Raw genomic sequence first — 23,583 nt, forward strand, 5'->3', positions numbered from 1 at the left:
ATGTGGCCGATCAACCTCTCAGTCCGGCTACCGATCGTCGACTTGGTGGGCCGTTACCCCGCCAACTATCTAATCGGACGCGAGTCCATCTTTCAGCGGATTGCTCCTTTGATTGCTGTTCCATGCGAAACTACAATCTCATGCGGTATTAGCGTTCTTTTCAGAACGTTATCCCCCTCTGAAAGGCAGGTTACTCACGCGTTACTCACCCGTCCGCCACTGAGTTGAAAAAAGCAAGCTCCTTTCAACTCCGTTCGACTTGCATGTGTTAGGCACGCCGCCAGCGTTTGTCCTGAGCCAGGATCAAACTCTCTAAAAAATTGTATCTAAACGCTTTCGCATTCAAATCTTTTTCAGAGCTTTAATTCGCTCATAACGTCGTTCTGACGTTCGTCACAGATTTGTTGAGTTCTGTTTCTCGTAAGTTTCTTTGAGTTTCTCAAAGAAATTACAGGTTCCATTCTTTCTCTCGTTGTTTAATTTTCAAGGTCCTGTGCTCTCTTTCAAGCGGCTTTCCTTTCAAGCTTTTCGCTTTCGGTTTTTTGCCGTCTCTCTCGAGCGCTTGTATATAATACCACGGGGAACCCTTTTTGTCAACACTTTTTTTCGTTTTTTTTAAGTTTTTTTCGATTTTCTTTCTTGTGTACATATATTGTGTTTTGCTTTCGCAAAATCAACAACATACAGTGTAAACAAAACCACCGCTTTTGCTTTTTCTTTTGCGTTTTTCGGTTTTTTCTGAAAAAAGTCCGAAAAACTTTTGAAAAAACTTTGAAAAAAATCGCTTCAAACCGCTTTTACTCTCTTTTACAGAGGGACAAAGTATGCTATACTGAAACGTATCGGGCCCCTGTGCCCTATATAATAGTATATATGACGGAGGTAAAAAAAAGCAATGCCTATTCGTATACAGGCGGATTTGCCCGCCATTGAGGTTTTGGAGTCCGAAAACATCTTTGTGATGACGCACGAGCGTGCCGCTTTGCAGGACATTCGCCCTTTAAAGATTGCGATACTTAATTTGATGCCGACAAAGATCGAGACCGAGACGCAGCTTTTGCGTTTGCTGGGCAACACGCCGCTGCAGGTGGACGTTGAGTTGCTGCACATGGCATCGCATGTCAGCCGCAACACGAGCTCTTATCATCTGAATACATTCTATAAGACCTTTAACGACGTGAAGGACCAGCGCTTTGACGGCCTCATCATCACGGGCGCGCCGGTGGAAAAGATGCCGTTTGAGGAAGTGGACTACTGGGACGAAATGTGTGCCATTATGGAATGGAGCAAAACGCATGTGTATTCCGTTCTCTATATTTGCTGGGGTGCGCAGGCCGGTCTTTACTACCATTATGGCATTCAGAAGCATTTGATGAAGGAAAAGCTCTCCGGCATTTACAATCACCATGTGTTGAACCCGTATCACCCCTTGATGCGCGGCTTTGACGATAACTACTTTGCGCCGCACTCGCGCTACACGGAGGTTTACCTTGACGACATTAAAAAGCACGACGAGCTCATTGTACTTTCGCTCTCCGACCTTGCGGGCGTGCATATCGTCGCCGAAAAGAGCGGGCGCAAGTTCTTTGTGACGGGCCACGCGGAATATGACCGCGACACGCTGGCGAAGGAATACTTCCGCGACATCAATAAGGGCTTGAATCCCAAAGTGCCGTACAATTATTTCCCGGATGACGACGACCAGAAGACACCGCCGTTTACGTGGCGCAGCAACGCACATCTGCTTGTTGCGAACTGGCTGAACTACTACGTTTATCAGCAGACGCCGTATGATCTGAACCATTTGGAGGGCTGAGCGCCCTCTCCCCTATACTATTATATATAAAGGAGAAAGATTTCCGATGAAATACGATGGCATTATTTTTGACCTGGACGGCACCCTATGGGACGCTGTGGAGGAAGGACGCCTGGTGCTGCTCGAATATTTGAAGACGCAGCCGGACGTGACGCACCTGCCCACAAAAGAGGAATACGCAGGCGTGATGGGCCTTGGTATGGACGATCTGGCGGAGAAGCTGTTCCCGTACCTTTCTTACGAGCGCCGAATGCAGATCTTTAACGAGAATTTCAAACTGGAATGTGAATATCTTGCGGAGCACGGCGCAAAGCTGTACCCACACATGCACGAGACACTGAAAAAGCTTTCCGAAACGCACACGCTGTGCATTGTGAGCAACTGCGACAACGGGTATATTCAGGCGTTTTTGAAGGCGCACAACATGGCGCAGTATTTTACGGACTATGAGTGCATGGGCAGCACAGGTAAGCCGAAGGCAGACAACATCGCGCTGGTCGCGGAGCACAATCACTTGAAAGCCCCGGTATACGTGGGCGACACGGTGTGGGATTATAACTCCGCGACACAGGCGGGCGTGCCGTTTATTTTCGCCGCTTACGGCTTTGGCAATGTGGAAAACGTGCCGAAGATTTACGACATTGCGGAGCTGCCGGCACTGGTTTAAGACGCCGCTTCCGCTTACGATACTATGAGGGATGGGAGAAACCGAAATGAGAACCGAATTGCTTTTTGAGAGCTGCCCGTTTCTCACCAGTGCAAACGTGACGCTGAGCCGCCTTGGCTTTGCGGACGGCGACGCACTGTGGGAGATTATGCAGGACGAAGAACTGTATCGCTACGAATATGAAGCGCCCGCCAAGGAGCGCGTGCAGGCGGAATATAAGATTCAGGATGCAAACGCGCAGTTTGCCGCAAAGCGCACCGTAACGCTCGGCGTATATGCAAACACCGACCTCGCACACCTCATCGGGTGGATCGAGATCGGCGGTGCGGACGAGGGCATGAACATGGTGCAGCTGCGCTTTTTGTTCGGCCGCCGCTGTGTGGGCACGGAATATCCGGCAGAAGCCATAGGCGCGCTGTGCCGCTACCTGTTTGAGATGGCACGCGTGAACCGCGTGCAGTCCGTTTGCTTAGATGCGGACATTGACAAGCAGCGCATTTTGGAGAAATCCGGCTTTCAGCGCGAGGGCGTTCTGCGCGAATGCCACCGTTGGGAGCGCCAGGGCGTTGTGAATTTGGCGTATTACGCCATGCTGCTGAGCGACTACAACTTCTTAAAGAACACGCGCACCGTTTTGGCGGGCGCGGAAACAAGCTCACAGCAGCAGACCACGCAGACGGAGGAGTAATTTTTTCTCGCGACGGCTGATTTGCACCTGTGTGGTGCCGAGCCTTTTGGCCGTTTCCGTTTGGGTCTGATTTTTAAAATAGCGATAATAGATAAGGCGCTGATCCTCCTCGGGCAGCGCCTTTAGTATTTGCTGCAAGGCAAGGTGATCGGTGATTTTTTCTTCCGGTGCGTCGACGGGAATGTCCGTCTCGTTGTTTTCGTCATCACCGGTGAGGGAGACGGGCTGTGCCGCGGCATTCAGGGCTTCCGCGCACTTTTCTTCGGGAACACCGAGCTTTTCCGCAAGAACGGACACACTCGGCGCTTTGCCGGTCTCCGTTTCGATCTGTTCGGATAGGCGCACCGCTTTCATGGAAAGCTCTTTCAGCCCGCGCGAGACCTTTACCGTGCCGCCCTCGCGGAACAGGCGGCGCATTTCGCCCAAAATGACAGGCACGGCGTATGTGGAAAACTTATAGCCGCGGTCGGGGTCAAAGTGTGCGGCGGCTTTGATGAGCCCCTCGCAGCCCGCCTGAAAGAGGTCGTCGTATTCGATGCCGCGCCCGAGAAAACGCGGCACAAGCGCGCGCACAAGCCCCACGTTGCGCTCGGCAAAGTCTTTATTCTCCATTCGGCTTGCGCTCAAACCGTTTTGTGAGCGTCACGGTGGTGCCTTTTTGAGGCTTTGAAATGACACGCACGCTGTCGCAGAAACTTTGCATCACGGCAAAGCCGAGCCCCGCACGCTCCTCTCCCCCGGTGGTAAACAGCGGCTCCATGGCTTTTTCGATATCCGGGATGCCGCAGCCGCGGTCGCGCACCTTGACCTGCACGGTGCCGTCCGCGTAGATTACAGCCGTTATGTACACGGTGCCGATGGTATCGCGGTAGCCGTGAACGATGGCGTTCGTCACGGCTTCGCTGACGGCGGTCTTTAAATCGTTTAAGTCTGTGACGAGGGGGTCAAGGCACAGGACGAACGCGGAGACCGCGCCGCGCGCAAAGCTTTCGTTGACGGAGCCGGACGGGAAGCGCAGCTCCATGCGGTTGATGATCTGTTTCATGTTTTCGCTCCTTTCCCGGCGTCTTCCAGCACCGCGAGCGCGGAGACGCCGGAAAGCTCCGCCATTTTCTTTAACTGCGGTGACAATCCGCGTACGGTGACGTGCCCGCCCCACAGTGCCGCCGTGCGGACACGGCCGAGAATCAGCCCGATGCCGGAGGAATCCATAAACGGTACCTCTTTAAAATCTAAAATCAGTTTTTGCGGGCGCACTTTTTTCGCTGTACTGTCGATCTGCTCCCGCATTTCACCGGCAGTGTGGTGGTCAAGCTCGCCGCGCATGGAGGCCGTCATCGCACCGCCTTTTAATTCAATTCGCAAGTTCATCGTGTTCGCTCCTTTAAGGCCCGAAATGTCCGTTTGAAATTTAAATAATAACAAAAAGGACAGGCTCCTTAGAAAATTCTAAAGGAACCTGTCCGTATTTTTTGCCGCAGTGTGTCGGCCGATTAAATTTGTGTTACGCCTTGTATTTTTCGATGGCGAGGTCGCGAATTTCAGATGCTAAGAAGAATGAACCGCAGATGACGAGCACTTCGTCGCCCGAAACGGTCGCTTTCTCTATCGCGTCTTTCATGCTCTGCGCAGGCTGCACGTCTTTGCAGAAGTGCTTTGCTTCGTCCGCGAGGGCTTCCGCCGATAAAGAGCGCGGGTTTTGCGGCTGCACCGTGATAATTCTCTCAAAGTGCGGCGCGGTCAGCTCCAGATAGCGCATGCTGTCCTTATCCGCCATCATGCCCATAATGGCTGTGATATGACGGCCGGAAAGATGTGTTTTGAGCACTTCATGCAACGCAGAGGCACAGCCGGGGTTGTGGCCGCCGTCTAAAAGCACGAGCGGCTTTTTGGATAAAATCTCCATACGCGCCGGGATATACGCCGAGGCAAATCCCTTTTGCAGCGCCTCATCGGTGATGTTTGCGTGCTTTTCGCGCAGAACGTCGAGCACGGTAAGCGCCGTGGCGGCGTTGTGCACCTGATGCGCGCCCGTAAACGGCAGCGTGAGCGGCAGGCCGCGCCATGTGAGCGCGGTGCCCGTAAGCGCCGTGCCGTTTACCTGCATGTTCTTTTCATCCGGAATATGCAGGTGTGCACCGCGCTCGTTGCACGCCGATTCGATGGTCTCGAACACGGACGGATCCTGCACGGGGTACAGCACGACGTCGCCGCCTTTTTTGATGATGCCCGCTTTCTCGAACGCGATCTTCGCGTAAGTATCGCCTAAAATCGCCGTGTGGTCGAGCGAAATGGACGCAATGGCCGCAGCTTCCGGCGTATCGATGACATTCGTCGCGTCAAATCGGCCGCCAAGACCGACCTCGAGCACGACAAAATCGCAGTCTCGCTGCGCGAACCAATCGAACGCGAGCGCAGTGATGAACTCGAACTCCGTGATTGTCTCGCCTTTGGCTTCGAGCTCATCCGCAACGGGCGACACGCGCTCCACTTCTTCGATGAGCTCCGCCTCGGGGATCATTTCGCCGTCGATGCGGAAGCGCTCGCGGAAATCAAGCACATACGGGGACGTATAGAGGCCCGTGCGGTAGCCCGCCGCCTTGAGCACGCTCGCGATGAGCGTGCAGGTGGTACCCTTACCGTTCGTGCCGGCTACGTGGACAAACCGCGGCTTTTTCTGCGGATCGCCGAGCTTTTTGCAGAGCGCCTCAATGCGCTCCAATCCCGGCTTAATACCAAAAAGCAGCCGGGAATTGATCTTTTGCAGTGCTTCTTCGTAGGTCATTATTGATAGCCCTCCAATGTTTCGAGAATCAGTTTGATCTTTGCTTCCAGCTTTTCGCCGTTTGCCTTTACGCCGTCGATGACATTCTGCGGCGCTTTGGAGGTGAATTTTTCATTTGCAAGCTTCGCCTTGACGGTATCGAGCTGCTTCTGTGCGTTTGCAAGCTCCTTGTTGAGACGTGCGGTCTCCGCTGCCTTATCGACAAGATCGTCCATCGGCAACAACGCCTTTGCATCGTCGGTCACAGCCGTTACGGCACCCTGTACGTCAAAGCCCGTGCCGATCTCGACCTTGGAACCGTAAGCGAGGCGTGCGATAAATTCGCTCGCTTCCTCATACGGTGCCGGATGCGCGGTATCGATGTAGATGTGCGCTTTCTTCGACGGCGGCACATTCATCTCATTGCGGCGGGTGCGGATGGCACGGATGAGCGCCATAACGTTTTCGAGGTTCTTTGCTTCCTGCGGGAAGGAGAGGGCTTCGTCGTACTCCGGCCACTTTGCGACGATGAGGGCTTCACCGTCATGCGGCAGCGTCTGCCAAATTTCTTCCGTGATGTACGGCATAAACGGGTGCAGGAGCTTTAAGGTGTTGCTCATCGTCCAGACGAGAACGCGGCGGGCGCTGTCTGCGCTCTCTTCGTCCGCGCCGTTCATGCGGATCTTTGCAAGCTCAATATACCAATCGCAGAAATCGTCCCAGATGAAGTCATAGAGCTTGCTGACCGCCATGCCGAGCTCGAACTTCTCGAGGTTTTCGGTGACGGCTGCCGTAACGTTATTGAAGCGGTTTAAGATCCACTTATCGCTTGTATAGAGCTTCTTCGGCAGGGCGCAGTCGATGTCCTTGCCTTCGATATTCATAAGGATAAAGCGTGCGGCGTTCCAGATCTTATTGGCAAAGTTTCTGGAAGCGCTGACCTTTTCCTCGGAGAAACGCAGGTCGTTTCCGGGGCTGTTGCCCGTAACGAGCGTAAAGCGCAGGGCATCTGCGCCGTAAACGCTGATGACATCGAGCGGATCGACACCGTTGCCGAGAGACTTACTCATCTTTCTGCCCTGTGCGTCGCGGATGAGGCCGTGGAAGAACACCGTGTTGAACGGCACTTCGCCCATGTGCTCAAGACCCGAGAAAATCATGCGTGCCACCCAGAAGAAGATGATGTCATAACCCGTGACGAGGGTATTGGTCGGGTAGAAATATTTGAGCTCTTCGGTGTTATCCGGCCAGCCGAGCGTGGAGAACGGCCACAGCGCGGAGGAGAACCACGTATCAAGCGTATCGGGGTCGCGGGTCAGGTGTGTGCCGCCGCACTTCGGGCAGACGGTAGGCACGGTCTCGGAGACGATGGTCTCGCCGCACTCGCAGTACCACGCCGGAATCTGGTGACCCCACCACAGCTGACGGGAGATACACCAGTCCTTGATGTTCTCCATCCAATTATAATAGACCTTATCCATGCGCTCCGGAATGAAGCGAATGTCGCCGTCCTTAACGGCATCAATGGCCGGCTTTGCGAGGGGCTCCATTTTGACAAACCACTGCGTGGAAACGCGCGGCTCCACAACGGTGCCGCAGCGATAGCAGGTGCCGACGTTGTGCTTGATCGGCTCGATTTTAATGAGGAAGCCTGCTTCGTCGAGATCCTTGACAATCTGCTTTCTGGCCTCGAGCGCCGGCATACCGGCGTATTTGCCGCCATTTTCGTTGATGACACCGCCGTCGTCCATGACGTTGATGACGGGCAGATTATGGCGCAGACCAACCTCGAAGTCGTTCGGGTCATGTGCCGGGGTGATCTTCACAACACCGGTACCGAAGTCCTGCTCCACATAGCTATCGGCAATGATCGGGATTTCTTTATTGACGAGCGGCAGAATGACCGTTTTGCCGACGAGTGCTTTGTAGCGCTCGTCATCCGGGTGCACCGCCACGGCGGTATCGCCCAGCATGGTTTCCGGGCGGGTGGTCGCAAGCTCAATGTAGCCGGAGCCGTCGCTCAACGGGTAACGCAGATGCCAGAAGGAGCCTTCCTTTTCCTCGAACACGACCTCGGCGTCGGAAATGGAGGTCTTACAGTGCGGGCACCAGTTGATGATGCGCTCACCGCGGTAGATGAGCCCCTTATCGTACAGCTTCTTGAAAACGTGGTTGACGGCCTTGTTGCAGCCCTCGTCCATCGTGAAGCGCAGGCGGTCCCAGTCACAGGAGGAGCCGAGCTTTTTGAGCTGCTCGACAATCCTGCCGCCGTACTGATCCTTCCACGCCCAGGCGCGCTCCAGGAACTTTTCACGGCCGATTTCTTCCTTTGTGATGCCCTCTTTGCGCATGGCCTCTACGATCTTTGCCTCCGTTGCGATGGAAGCGTGGTCGGTGCCCGGCAGCCACAGAGCGGAATAGCCCTGCATTCTGCGCCAACGAATGAGCGTATCCTGCAGCGTTTCATCCATGGCATGGCCAAGGTGAAGCTGACCCGTGATGTTCGGGGGCGGAATGACGATGGTGTACGGCTTCTTTTTGGGATCTACCTCGGCATGAAAGTATTTGCCCTTCATCCAGAAGTCATAGATCCGGTCTTCAACTTCTTTCGGCTCGTAAGCCTTAGCAAGCTCTTTAGACACGTTTTCTCCCTCCAGTTTATCAAAACACAAGCGTGTTTATAAATAGTGTGTTTGATGACATTCTATTGACTTAATATTATTGCATTTTCACGGGATTTTGTCAAGGTTTCCGGGCGTTTCGGCGGGGGATTCTGCGGTTTTTACGGATACACCCAACTTTCCCCCACAGGGTGAGCGATTTGTGGAAAACCCGGCGGTCTTATAACATTTCACAGCGTGAAACATTCTGCGTTTTCAATGTTGTATACAGATCGTATAAGTCTCTTTGCACGTGAAAACGAATAGGGGTTGCATTTTTGTAATCTTTGTGATACAATGTTACCGATTTGTAATAACTGTTGCCCACATCTTTGCGGCGGACCGTCCGCCGTGAACACACGCTTATACGTTTATATAATGTAATGACGAACGGAGGAACTCAACAATGCAGAACGTGAAAAAGCTTTCCCGAACGGCTGCGGTCTTTTTGCTTGCCGCGCTTATTTTGATATGCAGCACTGTACTGCCGAACACCGGCACGACCGTCAGCGCGGCTTCCGCGGAGCTGACGTCCATCGGCCTTGCGGAGCACGCTTTAAAGGCCTATCGCGACGGTTGGCAGTATTCTTACGGCGCTTACGGCAACTTCAACTCGAACGGTGTGCGTGCCTCGGATTGCAGCGGTCTTATTTATTCTTACTTCTGCTGGGTGGATGATAACAGCAACATTCAGCCGAACTGGAACTATCCCCGCACCGTTACGGCGCAGGCGAACGACGCGGTGGAATCCGGCCCTATCGATACGATCCCGCGCACGCACGGCCTAATTGTGACCATTGCGAACTATGACCATGTGGGCGTGTACGTCGGCAACGGCATGGTGGTGGACAACAGCACATGGGGCGTTAATATGCGCTACGAATCCATTCCGGGCCATGGTTGGCTGCAATGGCACAAGCTTGGCAGCATTACATACCCCACGACAGGCTGGTATAAGTTTGACGGCGACTATTTCTATTATGAAAACGGCGAATATGTCATCAACACCACCCGCACCATCAACGGTGTGACGTATACCTTCGGCAGCGACGGTGTTTCCGACAAAACGCCGTCTTCCGCAAACGGCAGCTTCTCCGAAGCAGACTCCGCATTCAACGCGAAGACGACTGCCGGTGTGCGCCTGCGCAAGGGCCCGGGCCTTAGCTATGACACCATTACGGTGCTGGCAGAGGGTACAAAAGTGAACGTGACAAGCACGAAGAACAGCGAATGGTATGCCGTGACAACGGCTTCCGGTCAGAAGGGCTACGTTTTCTCCGAATATCTAAACGTGACCGGCACGGTGAACGAGGATGATTCTTCCGACTCCGGCAGCTCCGATAATTCCAACACGGGCACAAACGGCGAGGCCGCAAAGACGACCACCGGCGTGCACCTGCGCAGCGGCAAAGGCACGAATTACAGTTCACTCGGCGTGATTCCGGGCGGCACGGCCATTACCGTAACGGATAAAAGCGACGTGTGGTATGCAGTGACCGTAAACGGCAAAAGCGGCTACATGTACAGCGAATACATCAAGCTGACCGACACGGATAGCTCCGATAACAACACGTCTTCCGGCAGCACAGACGGCTCCGCTTCCGCACAGACGAACGAAGACGTACACCTGCGCGAAGGCCGCGGCACAAACTACCGCTCCCTCGGCGTTATCGCAAACGGTACGGCCATCACTGTGACGGACACAAGCGTGAGCGACTGGTACGGCGTGACCGTGAACGGCAAGAGCGGATATATGTTCAGCGAATATATCACAATGAACGGCAGCAATTCCGGCAGCACGGACAACTCCGTTTCTTCCGATACGATGCGCACCACGGCATATCTTAACCTGCGTGCAGGCACCGGCACGGACACAAATGTGCTGACGGTCATCCCGGAGGGCGCAAGCGTGACGGTTTTGGAAAAGACCACAAGCGAGTGGTACAAGGTGAGCTACGGCAGCCGCACAGGCTATGTTTTCACCGAATACTTAAAGTAAAGAGCATCGCAATTTCGGGCGGCACGGGCGTTTTTCCTGTGCCGCTCCTGTTTTTAGTCGCTATATGGGGCCTAAATTGCTTACAGAGCAAAAAAGAGTTTTTCAGTTTGTGCAGATTTACGAACTCTCAAAAAAAATACTCAAAAAGACTTGAAAAATCGGTTTTAATTCTGTAATATAGATAACATAGAGAATGGATAACTGTGCGGGAGCCGTCGAAAACCGCGCAGGACTGAATTTGAAGCGACGGAGAAAAGAGGAAATCATGTCCAATAGACTGTTTCAGGGCGTCATTCATCAGATGCGCGATTCCATTGACCGCACGATCGGCGTCATCGACGAGTCCTCCGTGATCATCGCATGCAGCGAGCTCGGCAAGATCGGCGAAGTAACGGAATCCGTAACGGCGGAAGACATTGCATCTCAGGCTGCATTTGTTTCCGGCAACTACACATATAAATCCTTCGGCAGCCGCCCGCGCCCGGAATACGCAGTGTTCGTCTCCGGCAACGACCCGGAAGCCGCAAAATATGTCGGCCTGCTGGCTGTTTCTCTGAACAGCATCAAGCAGTATTACGATGAAAAATACGACCGCAGCAACTTCATCAAGAACGTTATCCTCGATAACATCCTGCCCGGCGACATTTATTTGAAGAGCCGTGAGCTGCGCTTCAACTCTGATGTCAGCCGCGTCTGCATGCTCATCAAAGTGACGAACCAGACCGACGTTTCCGCGTACGACGTGGTGCAGAATTTGTTCCCGGACAAGAACAAGGATTTCGTCATCAACATCAATGAGACGGACATTGCGCTCGTGAAGGAGATTCGCTCCAACATCGACCCGCGCGACATCGATAAGCTTGCCGGTTCCATTGTAGACACGCTTTCGAGCGAGTTCTACACCCACTGCGTTGTGGGCATCGGCACCGTTGTGGACAGCATCAAGGATCTTGCGCGCTCCTTTAAGGAAGCCCAGATTGCGCTTGAGGTCGGCAAGGTATTCGACACCGAAAAGACCATTGTCAGCTATAACAACCTCGGCATTGCCCGCCTGATTTATCAGCTGCCGACCACGCTTTGCGAAATGTTCCTGAAGGAAGTTTTCAAGCGCGGCTCCATTGAGTCCCTTGACCATGAGACGCTGTTCACCATTCAGCGTTTCTTTGAAAACAACCTGAACGTTTCCGAGACCTCCAGAAAGCTGTTCGTCCACAGAAACACGCTTGTTTACCGCCTTGAGAAGATCAAGAAGATTACCGGCCTTGACCTGCGTGAGTTTGAGGACGCCATCGTCTTTAAGGTAGCGCTGATGGTCAAAAAGTACCTTTCCAGCAGCCCCTCTAAATTCTGATTGATTTCTCGTTTTATTTATTCCTAATGCAGCGCCGCACAGAGCCTTTACACGGCTTTGTGCGGCGCTGCTGCTTTCTGCGCAAATTTTTCATTACAAGAAGTTACAAAAGTTACAAAAGTATAACGAATAATTCTTTTTTAGAATTAAAAATGCAAACCATGTTGGTATAATAGCAAGGTGGTATCGTAGGCTTTCTGCGGTATTTCACCCAAATGAGATTTTCATTTGCAAATGACCGGGCGGGCATTCTGCCGCGCCGAGTTTATTTATATCTCCAAAGGAGGAGTACACTTTGATCGAATTCCGCAATGTTTCTAAAGTTTACAATAACGGTACGGAAGCGCTGCACAACATCAACCTGAAGGTCGAAAAAGGCGAGTTCGTCTTTATCGTCGGTTCCAGCGGCGCGGGCAAAAGTACCTTTTTGAAGCTCATCACCTGTGAGGAGCGCCCGAACGAGGGTCAGGTGCTCATTGACGGACAGGACATCAGCCACATCCGCAAGGGTAAAATCCCGTATGTGCGCAGAAAAATGGGCCTTGTGTTCCAGGATTTCCGTCTCATCGACCACATGACCGTGTACGACAACGTGGCGTTTGCCATGCGCGTTGTGGGCGCCTCCCCGAAGGCCATTAAAAAGCGTGTGCCGTATATTCTGGGTCTTGTGGGCTTACAGCACAAAGCAAAGCATTACCCCACCGAAATGTCCGGCGGCGAACGCCAGCGTGTGGGCCTTGCGCGCGCCCTTGTCAATAACCCCTCCATGATCATCGCGGACGAGCCGACCGGCAACATCGACCCGGCACTTTCCTACGAGATCGTAGATCTGCTCAGCGCCATCAACGAGCGCGGCACCACCGTGCTGATGGTCACGCACGAGCACTCCCTTGTCAAGCACTTCCACAAGCGCATCATTCAGATTCACAGCGGCGAGATTGTGGCCGATACCGCTGCCATCTCCAAGGAGCAGCAGGCTGCGGCACAGGCTGTTGCCACACAGGAGACCGTAGCCGTAGACCGCGAGGCCATTCGCCGTGCAAAGGAAGCACGCGCCAAGGCGGATGCCGACGCACAGCCGTATGCAACGAAAGAATTCACAACTCCGCAAAACAACGACCAGGCAAACGGCTGACCTGTGTGAAAGGATGGTAACAGATTCCCATGAAGTTTCATAATTTCGGATATTTGCTCAAAGAAGGCGTAAAAAACCTTTGGAAAAACAGAACGATGAGTATCGCCTCCATCGGCGTGCTGATCTCTTGCCTGCTTTTGACCGGCTGCGCAAGCCTTGTTTCCATCAACCTTACCTCCATGATGTCCTCCATTGAAGACAACAACAGCATCACGGTGTATCTGACGAACGGTTTGCCGTCACTTTCCGCCGTGCAGGTTGGCGACCAGATTCGCAGCATTGAAAACGTGAGTGAGTGCACCTTTGTACCGAAAGACGATGGTCTTGCCGACATGATGGACTTGCTCGGCGAAAATGCCGTTGTGCTGGAGGGTTTGGACGGCGACGAAAACCCGCTGCCGGACGCTTATCAAATTTCCATGCATGATCTCTCCAAATATGACGAAACTATACAGCAGATACAGGCCATTGAGGGCGTGGATCACTACACCGATTACAGCGACATTGCCACAAAGCTTTCAAACATCGATATGATCGTGCGCGTGGCAAGCCTCGCAATCATCGTCATCCTCGCCATCGTTTCCCTGTTCATCATTTCCAACACCGTTAAGGTCACGATGTTCTCCCGCCGCACGGAAATCAGCATTATGAAGTCCGTCGGTGCAACGAACGGCTTCGTGCGCATCCCGTTCATCGTAGAAGGCATGCTCATCGGCCTCATTTCCGGCGGCATTTCCGTTGCGATTCTGCTCGTTGCCTATAAGTACGCGGTACAGGCGCTTTATAACATCGTGCCGTTCCTTAACGCTGTGGATATCGACCCGTATGTGATGTACATCATTGCGGGCTACGCCATTGTCGGTGCGCTGTTCGGCCTCTTCGGCGGCAGCATTTCCATCGGCAAATATCTCAATAACGAAGGAGAGAACGCAGTTGCGTAAGCACAGCTTTCTGCGCGGTCTGACCGCGTTTACGCTTGCAGGTCTTTTAGCCTTTTATTCCGGCGTGGTGCAGCTGCCGAACGTTTCGGCAGAATCCATCACGGACTTAAAATCTCAGCTTGCCGAACTCGAAAAGCAAGAGGAAGAAAACAACAAGCGCCTTGAAGAACTGCGTGATGACGTAAGCCAAAAGCGCGCCTACCGCGACGAGCTGCAGGGCAAGATTGATATTATCCAGCAGCAGCTTGACATTCTGGTGCAGCGCATCAACGAGCTGGATGCGCAGATCGAACAGGGCGAGCAGGATATTGCCGACACACGCATCAGCATCAACGCAAATTATACGAAACTGAAAAAGCGCCTGCGCGCCTTATACATGGCGGGCGAAGCTTCTAACCTTTCCATTTTGCTGAGCAGCACAAGCCTTGTGGATTACACGCAGAAAAGTGAAGTCATACAGTCCGTTACAAAGCACGACACCGAGCTTTTGGACACGCTTGAAGAGCAACTGACCTCCATTCAGGAGCAGGTGGAAAAAATCAACGCGGACAAAGAAGAACTGAGCACCGACAAAAAGGATCTCGATTCCAAAAGCGATGAGCTCTCCGCACTGTACCTCGAAAACCAGAAGCTCTTAGACGAGGCCGAGCAGAACGAAGCCGAAGCACAGGCGGAAGCCGAGCGCCTCGAAAAGGAAAAAGAAGAGGCCGATGCGGCCATTGATAAATGGTACGAAGATTACTACGCCGCTTTGAAAGCCGCAAGCACGAACTCCGGCGGCTCTTACGACAGCGGTGTCGGATATATCGGCACGGGCAGCTTTGTGTGGCCGATGCCGGGTTACACCTACATCACCTGCTATTACGGCGACGGCGGCCACCGCGGCATCGACATTGCGGGCGGCGGCATCTACGGTAAGCCCATCGTTGCGGCAGACGGCGGCAAAGTCATTTACAGCGCTTGGATGGACAGCTACGGCTACTGCGTGTTCATTGACCACGGCAACGGCTATTCCACGCGCTACGCGCATGCCAGCGCCCTTGCGTGCTCTGTGGGTGATACCGTCTCCCCCGGCCAAACGATCGCCTACGTGGGCTCTACGGGCAATTCTACGGGCCCGCACCTTCACTTTGAAGTTATTTACTACGGCAGCACCACGAACCCGTTCAATTACTTTTAATATCACACTCCTCTGATCCTTATAACACACAAGAAACGCTCCCGTTCCTCTGCACTGCGCAGGGAAACGGGAGCGTTTCTGTTCTATTGGGATTTGAATTACTTTGGAAACGCGCGGAATTCATCGAGGAACCAGACGTCCTGTGCCGTGAACTCGCGGCCGTCGAGGTAGCTTAACATGCCGGCCTCGGTCGTAAAGCGGAAGATGAGCTTATAGGAATAAAGCGCCTGATACGGGAAGCCCGTCTTTTTGTTCTGCACGTTTTTGCCGTATTTGCCGTCGCCCGCAAGCGGGTGGCCGATGGACGCCATATGCGCGCGGATCTGGTGCGTGCGGCCGGTAAGCAGCTCCACCTCGAGCAGGCTGAAATCGCGGCGGGTCTCAAGCACCGTGTATTTTGTCCTGATGCTGCGGCTTTCGGGCGTTTTTTTATTCGAGATATACACGCGGTTCTGGCTCTCGTTTTTCTCAAGATAGCCCGTTAAAATATCCGTTTTTTTCTTCGGCACGCCGCACACAACGCAGAGATAGAGCTTATCCATCTCACGGTCCTTAACCTTTTGGTTCATGATACGCAGTGTCTCAGCATTTTTGGCCGCCATAACGATGCCGCCCGTGTTGCGGTCTATGCGGTTGATAAGCGCCGGGGCGAAAGAATTTTCCGCTTCCGGGTCATACTCCCCGTTTTCGTAAAGATAGTGCTGCACGCGCGCGATGAGCGAATCAAAATGATAGTGCTCGTCCGGGTGCACGATGAGCCCCGGCTTTTTATCGAGGATCATGATGTTCTCGTCTTCATAGATGATGTTGAGCTTCAGTGGGGCTTTCAGAAAATCGTATTCCTTCGGCGCCTGCGCGAAGAACTCGTCTTTCAAGTACATCGTCAGCACGTCGCCCTCCTGCAATCGCGTGGAAATCTCGCAGCGCTTGCCGTTTACCTTGATGTCCTTTTTGCGGATAGCCTTATACAGCATAGACTGCGGCAGGTTAGGGTATGTTTTTGTGAGAAATTTATCGACGCGCTGGTTAGCGTCGTTTTGAGCGATGGTAACCTGTTTCAAGTGGTGCTTCCTTTCCGGCGCAGTGTGAAGAAAAAGCGCGGCAGTGAGACGACGATGCCGATGCCGAGCGCAATGGCAATGGCGATTTTAATGGTCTCCACGCCCTTGGACATCGCCTCTACGTTGTTGTTCATGAAAATGTGATAGCCCGTATAATAAATACCGGCGCCGGGCACAACGGGAAAAATTCCGGCGATGAGGAACACGGGCAGCGGCGCTTTGCGCGCAAACGAGAATACACGCGCCAAATAGGTGAGGCCGAGCGCCGCAAAAAACGACGCGAACACAACGTCACCCGTAAAATAGACATAGACGATATAAATGAGCCAGCCGAACGCGCCGACAAGCCCGGCGCAGATGTATTGCTCGCGCGGGGTATGGAAAATGATGGCGAACGCGATGGTGGACACAAACGCCACCGCGGTCTGGATTGCCCAATCGAAAACAACTTCCGGTGTCATAAGAGCGGCGCACCTCCTGTTAGGCTGATGTAGGTCATCACCACGGCACCGACGCCGATGGCGATGCACCCGCCGACCAGAAATGCGTCGATTATGCGGATGGTTCCGCTCAGATAATCTCCGTTTAAAAAGTCGCGGATGGAGGTCGTCAGCGCCACGCCGGGCACAAGACGAATGATGGAGCCGATGATAATCTTATCTAAGCTGTCGCCGAGCCCCACGGTAAACAGCAGCACGGCGCAAACCGCCACAACGGCGCTTGACGCCAGATTGATGATGAATTTAGAGGCCGTGCGGCTATCGATGGCGTTTAGGAACACCTGCAAAACAAAGCCGCAGATGAACGCCGCAGCGGCGTCGAACACGGTGCCGCCAAACAGGTAGCTGAAGCACGCGCTGCCTACGGCACACGCAAGGTCGAGCCGAATGGGGTGCGTATACGGAATAGAGACGATCTCACGCAAGCGCGCATAGGCTTCCTCCACCGTGACTTTGCCCTCCACGATTTCGCGTGAAAGCTGGTTGATGCCCGCAATACGCCCGAAATGAATGGTGGAGCCGGGCACGAATTTTAGCTTCGTGTCGATCTTCTCTCCGTTTTCCACTGCGTTTGCAAAGATTGCGTTGGAAAGCACGTACACGTCGTATTCTTCTATGTCATAGGCGCGCGCCACGCGCTCCATGGTCTCCTGCACGCGAAAAATCTCCGCGCCGTTTCTGAGCAGCGCCTCCCCCATTTTAAAGGAAAGTCCCGCTGCACTTTCACTGCGTTCTTCTGCCATCTTATTTCCTCTTTCGCCCCATGTTTTCTGTGTTTTGCCGAAAACAAGTTTACCGCGTCCGAGCCTTCGTGTCAACCGTTCACGGACAAAAAGCGCAAAACTGTCCGCGATTTTTTAATTTTGCTGCTCTTTCGGCTTTTTCATCGTGAGGGAAATACGACCGCGCGCGACGTCTACGGCAAGCACCCACACGGTCACAATGTCGCCAACCTTCAAAACATCGGACGGGTGACGCACAAATTTATCAGAGATCTGCGTGATGTGCACAAGGCCGTCCTGATGCACACCGATATCGACGAATGCACCGAAATCGATGACGTTGCGCACCGTGCCGCGCATTTCCATGCCGGGCTTCAAATCCTTCATGTCCTTGATGTCGCTGCGCAGGATGGGACTGGGCAGCTCGTCACGCGGGTCGCGGCCGGGCTTTTCAAGCTCCGCGATGATGTCTTTTAACGTCGGCTCGCCTACACCGCACTGCACGGCGAGCTTTGCGATGCCCAGCTTTTCCGCTTTCTCCTTGAGCCCCTTAAAGCCGCCCTCCGACGCTTTTTTGAGGTCATAGCCGCAGGCGGTGAGTAAAGTGCCTGCCGCATCATACGATTCCGGATGCACACCGGTGTGGTCTAAGATATTCTTGCTTTCCGGCACACGCAGAAAACCTGCGCACTGCTCGAACGCTTTCGGCCCGAGCTTCGGCACTTTTTTGATCTGTGTGCGCGTTGTGAACGCGCCGTTTTCCTGCCGATACGCGACGATGTTCTTCGCCACGGCGGAGGAAATGCCCGCGATGTTTTCGAGCAGCGACGGTGATGCCGTGTTGAGGTCAACACCGACCGCATTCACGCAGGCTTCGACTACGCCGCCAAGCGCTTCATCCAGACGCTTTGCGGGCATATCGTGCTGATACTGCCCCACACCGATGGCCTTCGGGTCAATCTTCACGAGCTCTGCAAGCGGATCCTGTAAGCGGTGCGCGATGGAAACGGCGCTGCGCAGCGTCAGGTCGTACTCCGGATACTCTGCCGCCGCAAGCTTCGACGCGGAATAGACCGATGCGCCCGCCTCGCTGACAACCATGTAATCGATATCAAGATGATTTTCGCGCAGCGTTTCGTCGGTGAAGATCTCTGTTTCCTTCGACGCCGTGCCGTTGCCGATGGCGATGAGTGTGACGCCGTACTTTTTGATAAGCCTTACGAGCGTCTGTTTGGCTTCGCGCACGCGTGCCTCACTGTGCGTGGGATAAATAACGCCGGTGTCGAGTACCTTGCCTGTGGCATCGACGACGGCGACCTTGCAGCCCGTGCGGTAGCCGGGATCAAGGCCGATGGTCACGCGGCCTTTGACGGGCGGCTGCATCAAAAGCTGGCGGAGGTTTACGGAGAACACCTTAATGGCGTTGTCGCACGCTTTTTCGGTCAGCTCCGCACGAATTTCCCGCTCGATAGACGGGAAAATGAGACGGCCGTATGCGTCAACTGCGGCTTCGCGTACGACTTCGCTGCACGCGGAATTGCCCTTTACGTAAGCAGAGGTCAAGATTGCCTGCCCGCGCACGTCATCCATTTCGAGCGAAACTTTTAAAAGGCCCTCGCGCTCGCCGCGGTCCAGCGCCAGAACGCGGTGGCCTGCGATTTTTGCCGCCGGCTGAGAGAATTCATAATACATGCGATACACGGAATCCTCGTCCTTTGCGGCGCGACTCGTGATGACGCCCTGCGCCATGGCAGCCATGCGCAGGCGACGGCGCATAACGGCATCGTCGGAAATTGTCTCCGCGATGATATCCTTCGCGCCGCTCAGCGCGTCTTCCGATGTATTAACACCCTTTTCTGCGTTGACGTAACCCTCGGCGAGCTTCATCGGGTCAACACCCTTTTCCTGCGCCAGAATTTTCTTTGCAAGCGGCTCTAAGCCGCGCTCTTTCGCCATGCCGGCACGCGTTTTGCGCTTTGGGCGGAACGGGCGGTAAATATCGTCGATCTCTGCCAGCGTTGCCGCATTTGTAAGGCTTTTTTCAATTTCAGGCGTCAAATTTCCCGTGCCCTCGATAAGCTCGCGCACTTCCGCCTTGCGCGTATCAAGATTGCGCAGGTACTGCAGGCGCTCGTACACCGTGCGGATGGTCTGGTCATCGAGCGATCCGTGCTCCTCTTTTCTGTACCGCGCGATAAACGGGATGGTGTTGCCTGCGTCGATGAGCTCAATGAGCTTTGCCGTTTGCTGTTCTTTTAAGTGAAACTGCGCCGCCAGCGCGGCCGCGTAATTTGTCATGCTGTTTTCCCCGGCTTTCAAATTTGTGAAAGCTATCCTTTCCGTATAGACGCCCGACTTTACACACGGCAACTTCCCTTAAATGCGTATGTGTATTCCGTCTAAAAGGCATTGCAATTTTGAGTTTTTCATAGTATAATAAACAAAAGAATGTGAATTTTACCTGAAATTCCGTCTCTATTATAACACAAATCATCACAAAGGAAAAGCCGTGTTTGAGGCGAAGAAGATTTTTTATGATTGATACCGTTATTTTTGATATTGGAAATGTGCTGACCGAATGGCACTGGCACAACAGCTTTGTGGAGTGGTTCGGCGAAGATCTTGTCGATACACTTGCAAACGCAACCGTGATGAGTCCCGAGTGGGCAGAGATCGACCGCGGCGTGCTGACAGAGGAAGAAGTTGTCGCGCTGTTGACGAAAAACGCGCCGGACTACCCGGAGCAAATCAGGCGCATTGTTCACGACAGCCATGAGCTTGTCACCGTGTACCCTTACGCGGCGGACTGGGTGCGCGATTTGAAAAAGAAAGGCTACAAGGTCTACATACTTTCAAACTTCAGCGAATTCGGCTTTAACCGTGTGAAAGACACGTTTGATTTCCTGCCGTATGCGGACGGCGCACTCATTTCGTATGAGGTAAAGCTCGTAAAGCCGGACAGGAAAATTTATGAAACACTGTGCGAGCGCTTCGACATCACGCCGGAAAACGCCGTTTTCCTCGATGATAACGCGAAAAACACCGAAGCTGCGCGGAAATTTGGTCTGCACGCCATCACGGTAGAAAACAAGGAACAGACCGACCGCGACTTGCACGTGCTCGGTGTAACATGGTAAAAATCGGCAGTGTTTGCCGATCAAGTTATTGTTTAGTTTTTATGAGAGGATGAATCACAATGAAACTCGGTATTATCGGTGCACCGGAAGCCAAAACACTGGTGCACGCAAAAGAACTCGGACTCGACTTCGTTGAGTTTGACCTGAACCCGCCTGAATTTTTCGGTCGTCCGCTGGACGAAGTCGTCAAGAACCAGGACGAGATTAAAAAGGCCATTGAAGAAACCGGCGTTGAAGTCGGCGCGGTAGGCCGCTGGGCAAGCCATATTCTGGACGAGAACGGCGACGTGATTGAAGCGGAGTGGAGCGAAGTGAAGAAAGCCATCGATTTCGGCGCAGCACTCGGCGCAAAGCATTATCTGTGCAGCGTTGCGTATGTTCCGCAGCTTTCCTACTACAAGAACATCACCGCGGCTATTAAGGTTCTGAACCAGATTGTTTCCTACGCAAAAGAAAACGGCATGAAGTGCGGCATTGTCAACTGCATGATGGGCGGCAACTACATCCGCACACCGGAGCAGTGGAAGCTTGTTCTGGACGAAGTTCCGGGCCTCGGCATCAAGTATGATCCGTCCCACAGCTTCGTACATGGCGGCGACAAGGGCGCATACCTCAAGGAAGGTATGGAATGGGGCGACAAGTTCGTATATTGCCACGTAAAGGGCGTTATCCAGTACGGCGACTCCCACGAGCCGTCAGAGTGGAAAAACCGCGAGTTGATGGTTCGTCACCCGGAGCTCAAGGACGAGCTGATGGGCGACTTTGCAGCAGGCAGACGTTACTACGACAACCCGCCGGCAGGCATCGATTCTATCAACTGGCGCGCATTCTTCGCGGTACTGTATCAGCACGATTATGACGGCTACCTCGCGATTGAACCGCACTCCATGACTTGGCAGGGCGAAAAAGGCGAGAAGGGCGTTAAGTACACCATTAAGTACATCCGCGACCTTATGCTGTAATTTTAGCTTAATAAACGCAGGCGGACACCGGGCATTCGGTGTCCGTCTTTTTTTGATGCAACGCAAAAACGGCAGCCCGCAGGCTGCCGTTTCGGACACATGTGAAATTACTTACCCTCGTTCTCTTTATCGAGCTTCACGTTGCGGAAGTAGAGAAGCATATCGATGGTGATCTCGATGAAGTTCAGGCAATAGAAGACCCAGCTCAAAACGAAGATCGGGCCGCTCTTGCCGATGACAAAGAACTGGATGCACTTCATCACAATGCCGGCGATGTAGCCAAGCCAGATGAAGATCTCAAACTGCAGGCTCTTGCCCTTAGCGGTTCTGGACTTTACGGATTTGTAAATGGAAAGCGGCCAGGAAAGACCGAATGCAAGGATCATTACGGTTTCCAGTATTTCAGCAATCATTTCAGGTGTCATGCGTTTATTCCCCTTAAACTAAATTTTCGGAATGCACTGTGCAAAAAATTCTGAAAGCTGTGCGCGGCACATCCTGTTTAATATAAGCAAGAGCGGAACCTAACCCATAGCTCCGCTCCTGTTATTTTTACAACTTAAGCGTTCTTTTCCGCTTCATGTGCCTTGTGCTCTGCAAGGTACTCTGCGCGGCCTTCTTCGTAAAGGTTGTTGCCTTCGCTGTCGATGATGACGACGAGCGGCATGTCCTCTACATACAGCTTGCGCAGTGCCTCGGCGCCGAGATCCTCATACGCGATGAGCTCTGCCTTCTTGATGCACTTAGCGAGCAGCGCGCCTGCGCCGCCGATAGCACCGAAGTAAACGCCGTTATACTTCTTCATGGCTTCTACGACTTCCGGCAGACGAGCGCCCTTACCGATCATGCCGCGTGCGCCCACGGACATCATGGTCGGGGCATACGCGTCCATACGGCCGCTGGTGGTAGGACCTGCGGAACCGATGACATGACCCGGCTTTGCCGGGGTCGGGCCTACGTAGTAGATCGTAGCGTCCGTAGGATCGAACGGGATCTTCTCGCCGCGTGCAAGTGCCTCGCACATTCTCTTGTGGCCGGCATCGCGGGAAGTATAGATGGTACCGGTCAGCAGAACTCTGTCACCGGCATGGAGCGTCTTTGCGAGCTCCGCAGTCAAAGGCAGTGTAATACGCTTTTCCATTTTACAGCACCTCCGTCTTATGACGCGTTACATGGCAGTTGATGTTGACAGCGCACGGCATGCCGGCAATATGGGTCGGCATGGTCTCGATGTTGAGGCCGATGGCCGTCGTCTTGCCGCCGAAGCCCTGCGGGCCGATGCCGAGCTGGTTAACCTTTTCGAGCATCTCTTTTTCAAGGTCTGCATAGAACGGGTCAGGGTTCTCGGAATCAAGCGGGCGCATGAGCGCCTTCTTTGCAAGCAGCGCTGCTTTATCAAACGTGCCGCCGATGCCTACGCCGACGACCATCGGCGGGCACGGATTCGGGCCTGCGGTCTCTACGACCTCAAGGATAAAGTCCTTGATGCCCTGCAAGCCGGCGGACGGCTTGAACATACGGATCTGGCTCATGTTTTCGCTGCCGAAGCCCTTCGGGCCGACGGTGATCTTCACCTTGTCGCCCGGGACGATCTCGGTGTACAGCATAGCCGGGGTGTTGTCGCCGGTGTTGCCACGGCGAACCGGGTCCTTAACAACGGACTTTCTCAGGTAGCCCTTGTCGTAACCGCGGCGCACGCCCTCGTTTACGGCTTCTGTAAGGTCGCCGCCGACGAAGTGCACGTCCTGACCGATCTCAAGGAATACGCAGGCCATGCCGGTATCCTGGCAGATCGGAACGCACTCGTTATCTGCAATTTCAAAATTTTCGATGATGTTGTCCAGAATGCCCTGTGCGATCTGGCCGTCTTCGCAGGCGCGGCAGGAGCGGATGGCGCACTTTACGTCCTCCGGCAGGTGCTCGTTTGCCGCGATGCACAGCTTCTCAACAACGTCTGTGATCTGGCTGACTTCAATTTCACGCATGGATCTATCCATTCC

At 53.6% G+C, this 23,583-nt stretch carries 21 protein-coding genes, 1 rRNA gene and 1 pseudogene; 10 read left to right on the plus strand and 13 right to left on the minus strand.

Annotation, left to right across the window (positions count from 1 at the left end; genetic code table 11):
• Positions 1-319, minus strand: a 16S ribosomal RNA gene (locus R2K26_RS11905); the annotation flags it as partial.
• Positions 320-895: 576 nt separating this feature from the next.
• On the opposite strand from R2K26_RS11905, the gene metA reads away from it, so the two are divergent.
• From metA to R2K26_RS11920, 3 genes are read left to right on the plus strand one after another with little or no spacing between them, the layout of a single operon-like run.
• Positions 896-1,816: a homoserine O-succinyltransferase gene (gene metA, locus R2K26_RS11910; protein ID WP_176820968.1), complete on the plus strand. Its 921-nt coding sequence runs from the start codon at positions 896-898 to the stop codon at positions 1,814-1,816.
• A 46-nt stretch (positions 1,817-1,862) separates the two neighbouring features.
• The gene (locus R2K26_RS11915) at positions 1,863-2,483 is read left to right on the plus strand and encodes an HAD family hydrolase (RefSeq protein ID WP_316521619.1); all 621 of its coding nucleotides are present in this window, start codon (positions 1,863-1,865) and stop codon (positions 2,481-2,483) included.
• A 46-nt stretch (positions 2,484-2,529) separates the two neighbouring features.
• The gene (locus R2K26_RS11920) at positions 2,530-3,171 is read left to right on the plus strand and encodes a GNAT family N-acetyltransferase (RefSeq protein WP_316521621.1); all 642 of its coding nucleotides are present in this window, start codon (positions 2,530-2,532) and stop codon (positions 3,169-3,171) included.
• Here the strand turns inward: R2K26_RS11920 and R2K26_RS11925 are convergent.
• From R2K26_RS11925 to R2K26_RS11945, 5 genes are all read right to left on the minus strand, one after another.
• Positions 3,139-3,783 carry a sigma-70 family RNA polymerase sigma factor gene (locus R2K26_RS11925; protein WP_316521624.1) on the minus strand — a complete coding sequence of 215 codons (645 nt, stop codon included), beginning with the start codon at positions 3,781-3,783 and terminating at the stop codon, positions 3,139-3,141. The genes R2K26_RS11920 and R2K26_RS11925 overlap by 33 nt on opposite strands.
• Positions 3,773-4,216, minus strand: a complete 444-nt coding sequence (gene spoIIAB / locus R2K26_RS11930; RefSeq protein WP_308449306.1) for an anti-sigma F factor — start codon at positions 4,214-4,216, stop codon at positions 3,773-3,775. The genes R2K26_RS11925 and spoIIAB overlap by 11 nt, the downstream gene beginning before the upstream one ends.
• The gene (locus R2K26_RS11935; protein WP_176820964.1) at positions 4,213-4,542 is read right to left on the minus strand and encodes an anti-sigma factor antagonist; all 330 of its coding nucleotides are present in this window, start codon (positions 4,540-4,542) and stop codon (positions 4,213-4,215) included. Before R2K26_RS11935 ends, spoIIAB begins: the two co-directional genes overlap by 4 nt.
• Before the next feature lie 133 nt (positions 4,543-4,675).
• On the minus strand, positions 4,676-5,956 hold the full coding sequence (locus R2K26_RS11940) for a folylpolyglutamate synthase/dihydrofolate synthase family protein (RefSeq protein ID WP_316521636.1): 1,281 nt from the start codon (positions 5,954-5,956) through the stop codon (positions 4,676-4,678).
• Positions 5,956-8,577 carry a valine--tRNA ligase gene (locus tag R2K26_RS11945; protein ID WP_316521640.1) on the minus strand — a complete coding sequence of 874 codons (2,622 nt, stop codon included), beginning with the start codon at positions 8,575-8,577 and terminating at the stop codon, positions 5,956-5,958. The genes R2K26_RS11940 and R2K26_RS11945 overlap by 1 nt, the downstream gene beginning before the upstream one ends.
• 424 nt (positions 8,578-9,001) lie before the next feature.
• On the opposite strand from R2K26_RS11945, the gene R2K26_RS11950 reads away from it, so the two are divergent.
• The 5 genes and pseudogenes from R2K26_RS11950 to R2K26_RS11970 all read left to right on the plus strand — a co-directional run bounded on the left by R2K26_RS11950 (position 9,002) and on the right by R2K26_RS11970 (position 15,201).
• Positions 9,002-10,594, plus strand: a complete 1,593-nt coding sequence (locus R2K26_RS11950; RefSeq protein WP_316521643.1) for an SH3 domain-containing protein — start codon at positions 9,002-9,004, stop codon at positions 10,592-10,594.
• Between the two features lie 265 nt (positions 10,595-10,859).
• Entirely contained in the window at positions 10,860-11,945 is a 1,086-nt protein-coding gene (locus tag R2K26_RS11955) for a CdaR family transcriptional regulator (RefSeq protein WP_176820960.1), read from the plus strand.
• Between the two features lie 295 nt (positions 11,946-12,240).
• Positions 12,241-12,894: pseudogene (gene ftsE / locus R2K26_RS11960) on the plus strand (cell division ATP-binding protein FtsE); the annotation flags it as partial.
• Between the two features lie 215 nt (positions 12,895-13,109).
• A complete protein-coding gene (gene ftsX, locus R2K26_RS11965) occupies positions 13,110-14,021 on the plus strand; it encodes a permease-like cell division protein FtsX (protein WP_176820958.1) in 912 nt (303 codons plus the stop codon).
• Positions 14,014-15,201: a peptidoglycan DD-metalloendopeptidase family protein gene (locus R2K26_RS11970; protein ID WP_316521652.1), complete on the plus strand. Its 1,188-nt coding sequence runs from the start codon at positions 14,014-14,016 to the stop codon at positions 15,199-15,201. Before ftsX ends, R2K26_RS11970 begins: the two co-directional genes overlap by 8 nt.
• 98 nt (positions 15,202-15,299) lie before the next feature.
• On the opposite strand, the gene R2K26_RS11975 is transcribed toward R2K26_RS11970, so the two are convergent.
• The 4 genes from R2K26_RS11975 to R2K26_RS11990 form a co-directional block, all read right to left on the minus strand.
• Positions 15,300-16,262, minus strand: coding sequence for an RluA family pseudouridine synthase (locus R2K26_RS11975; protein WP_176820956.1), 963 nt, complete (start codon positions 16,260-16,262; stop codon positions 15,300-15,302).
• Positions 16,259-16,723 carry a threonine/serine exporter family protein gene (locus R2K26_RS11980; RefSeq protein ID WP_316521657.1) on the minus strand — a complete coding sequence of 155 codons (465 nt, stop codon included), beginning with the start codon at positions 16,721-16,723 and terminating at the stop codon, positions 16,259-16,261. The genes R2K26_RS11975 and R2K26_RS11980 overlap by 4 nt, the downstream gene beginning before the upstream one ends.
• The gene (locus tag R2K26_RS11985) at positions 16,720-17,505 is read right to left on the minus strand and encodes a threonine/serine exporter family protein (protein WP_316521661.1); all 786 of its coding nucleotides are present in this window, start codon (positions 17,503-17,505) and stop codon (positions 16,720-16,722) included. The genes R2K26_RS11980 and R2K26_RS11985 overlap by 4 nt, the downstream gene beginning before the upstream one ends.
• 114 nt (positions 17,506-17,619) lie before the next feature.
• Positions 17,620-19,782, minus strand: a complete 2,163-nt coding sequence (locus R2K26_RS11990) for a Tex family protein (RefSeq protein ID WP_316521665.1) — start codon at positions 19,780-19,782, stop codon at positions 17,620-17,622.
• A gap of 236 nt (positions 19,783-20,018) precedes the next feature.
• On the opposite strand from R2K26_RS11990, the gene R2K26_RS11995 reads away from it, so the two are divergent.
• Complete coding sequence (locus R2K26_RS11995) at positions 20,019-20,621, plus strand: HAD family phosphatase (RefSeq protein ID WP_316521668.1); 603 nt, start codon at positions 20,019-20,021, stop codon at positions 20,619-20,621.
• Positions 20,622-20,680: 59 nt separating this feature from the next.
• Entirely contained in the window at positions 20,681-21,583 is a 903-nt protein-coding gene (locus R2K26_RS12000; protein WP_316521671.1) for a sugar phosphate isomerase/epimerase, read from the plus strand.
• A gap of 107 nt (positions 21,584-21,690) precedes the next feature.
• Here R2K26_RS12000 and R2K26_RS12005 read toward each other — a convergent pair whose 3' ends face one another.
• The 3 genes from R2K26_RS12005 to R2K26_RS12015 form a co-directional block, all read right to left on the minus strand.
• Entirely contained in the window at positions 21,691-22,008 is a 318-nt protein-coding gene (locus R2K26_RS12005) for a hypothetical protein (protein WP_308449317.1), read from the minus strand.
• 134 nt (positions 22,009-22,142) lie between these two features.
• Positions 22,143-22,724 carry a Fe-S-containing hydro-lyase gene (locus R2K26_RS12010; RefSeq protein ID WP_176820950.1) on the minus strand — a complete coding sequence of 194 codons (582 nt, stop codon included), beginning with the start codon at positions 22,722-22,724 and terminating at the stop codon, positions 22,143-22,145.
• Position 22,725: 1 nt separating this feature from the next.
• Positions 22,726-23,568, minus strand: a complete 843-nt coding sequence (locus tag R2K26_RS12015) for a fumarate hydratase (RefSeq protein WP_316521677.1) — start codon at positions 23,566-23,568, stop codon at positions 22,726-22,728.
• Between the last annotated feature and the right edge of the window lie 15 nt (positions 23,569-23,583).

Origin of the sequence: Neglectibacter sp. CSJ-5, from assembly GCF_032490475.1 — a bacterium.
Lineage (GTDB): Bacteria > Bacillota > Clostridia > Oscillospirales > Acutalibacteraceae > Hominenteromicrobium > Hominenteromicrobium mulieris.

Excerpts from the sequence above, each read along its gene's own strand:
- R2K26_RS11980 (WP_316521657.1), bottom strand. The coding sequence starts at position 16,723 with ATGACACCGGAAGTTGTTTTCGATTGGGCAATCCAGACCGCGGTGGCG.
- R2K26_RS11985 (WP_316521661.1), bottom strand. The coding sequence starts at position 17,505 with ATGGCAGAAGAACGCAGTGAAAGTGCAGCGGGACTTTCCTTTAAAATG.
- R2K26_RS12000 (WP_316521671.1), top strand. The coding sequence starts at position 20,681 with ATGAAACTCGGTATTATCGGTGCACCGGAAGCCAAAACACTGGTGCAC.
- spoIIAB (WP_308449306.1), bottom strand. The coding sequence starts at position 4,216 with ATGAAACAGATCATCAACCGCATGGAGCTGCGCTTCCCGTCCGGCTCC.
- R2K26_RS11925 (WP_316521624.1), bottom strand. The coding sequence starts at position 3,783 with ATGGAGAATAAAGACTTTGCCGAGCGCAACGTGGGGCTTGTGCGCGCG.
- R2K26_RS12015 (WP_316521677.1), bottom strand. The coding sequence starts at position 23,568 with ATGCGTGAAATTGAAGTCAGCCAGATCACAGACGTTGTTGAGAAGCTG.
- R2K26_RS11920 (WP_316521621.1), top strand. The coding sequence starts at position 2,530 with ATGAGAACCGAATTGCTTTTTGAGAGCTGCCCGTTTCTCACCAGTGCA.
- metA (WP_176820968.1), top strand. The coding sequence starts at position 896 with ATGCCTATTCGTATACAGGCGGATTTGCCCGCCATTGAGGTTTTGGAG.
- R2K26_RS11955 (WP_176820960.1), top strand. The coding sequence starts at position 10,860 with ATGTCCAATAGACTGTTTCAGGGCGTCATTCATCAGATGCGCGATTCC.
- ftsX (WP_176820958.1), top strand. The coding sequence starts at position 13,110 with ATGAAGTTTCATAATTTCGGATATTTGCTCAAAGAAGGCGTAAAAAAC.
- R2K26_RS11915 (WP_316521619.1), top strand. The coding sequence starts at position 1,863 with ATGAAATACGATGGCATTATTTTTGACCTGGACGGCACCCTATGGGAC.
- R2K26_RS11990 (WP_316521665.1), bottom strand. The coding sequence starts at position 19,782 with ATGACAAATTACGCGGCCGCGCTGGCGGCGCAGTTTCACTTAAAAGAA.
- R2K26_RS12010 (WP_176820950.1), bottom strand. The coding sequence starts at position 22,724 with ATGGAAAAGCGTATTACACTGCCTTTGACTGCGGAGCTCGCAAAGACG.
- R2K26_RS11950 (WP_316521643.1), top strand. The coding sequence starts at position 9,002 with ATGCAGAACGTGAAAAAGCTTTCCCGAACGGCTGCGGTCTTTTTGCTT.
- R2K26_RS11995 (WP_316521668.1), top strand. The coding sequence starts at position 20,019 with ATGATTGATACCGTTATTTTTGATATTGGAAATGTGCTGACCGAATGG.
- R2K26_RS11935 (WP_176820964.1), bottom strand. The coding sequence starts at position 4,542 with ATGAACTTGCGAATTGAATTAAAAGGCGGTGCGATGACGGCCTCCATG.
- R2K26_RS12005 (WP_308449317.1), bottom strand. The coding sequence starts at position 22,008 with ATGACACCTGAAATGATTGCTGAAATACTGGAAACCGTAATGATCCTT.
- R2K26_RS11940 (WP_316521636.1), bottom strand. The coding sequence starts at position 5,956 with ATGACCTACGAAGAAGCACTGCAAAAGATCAATTCCCGGCTGCTTTTT.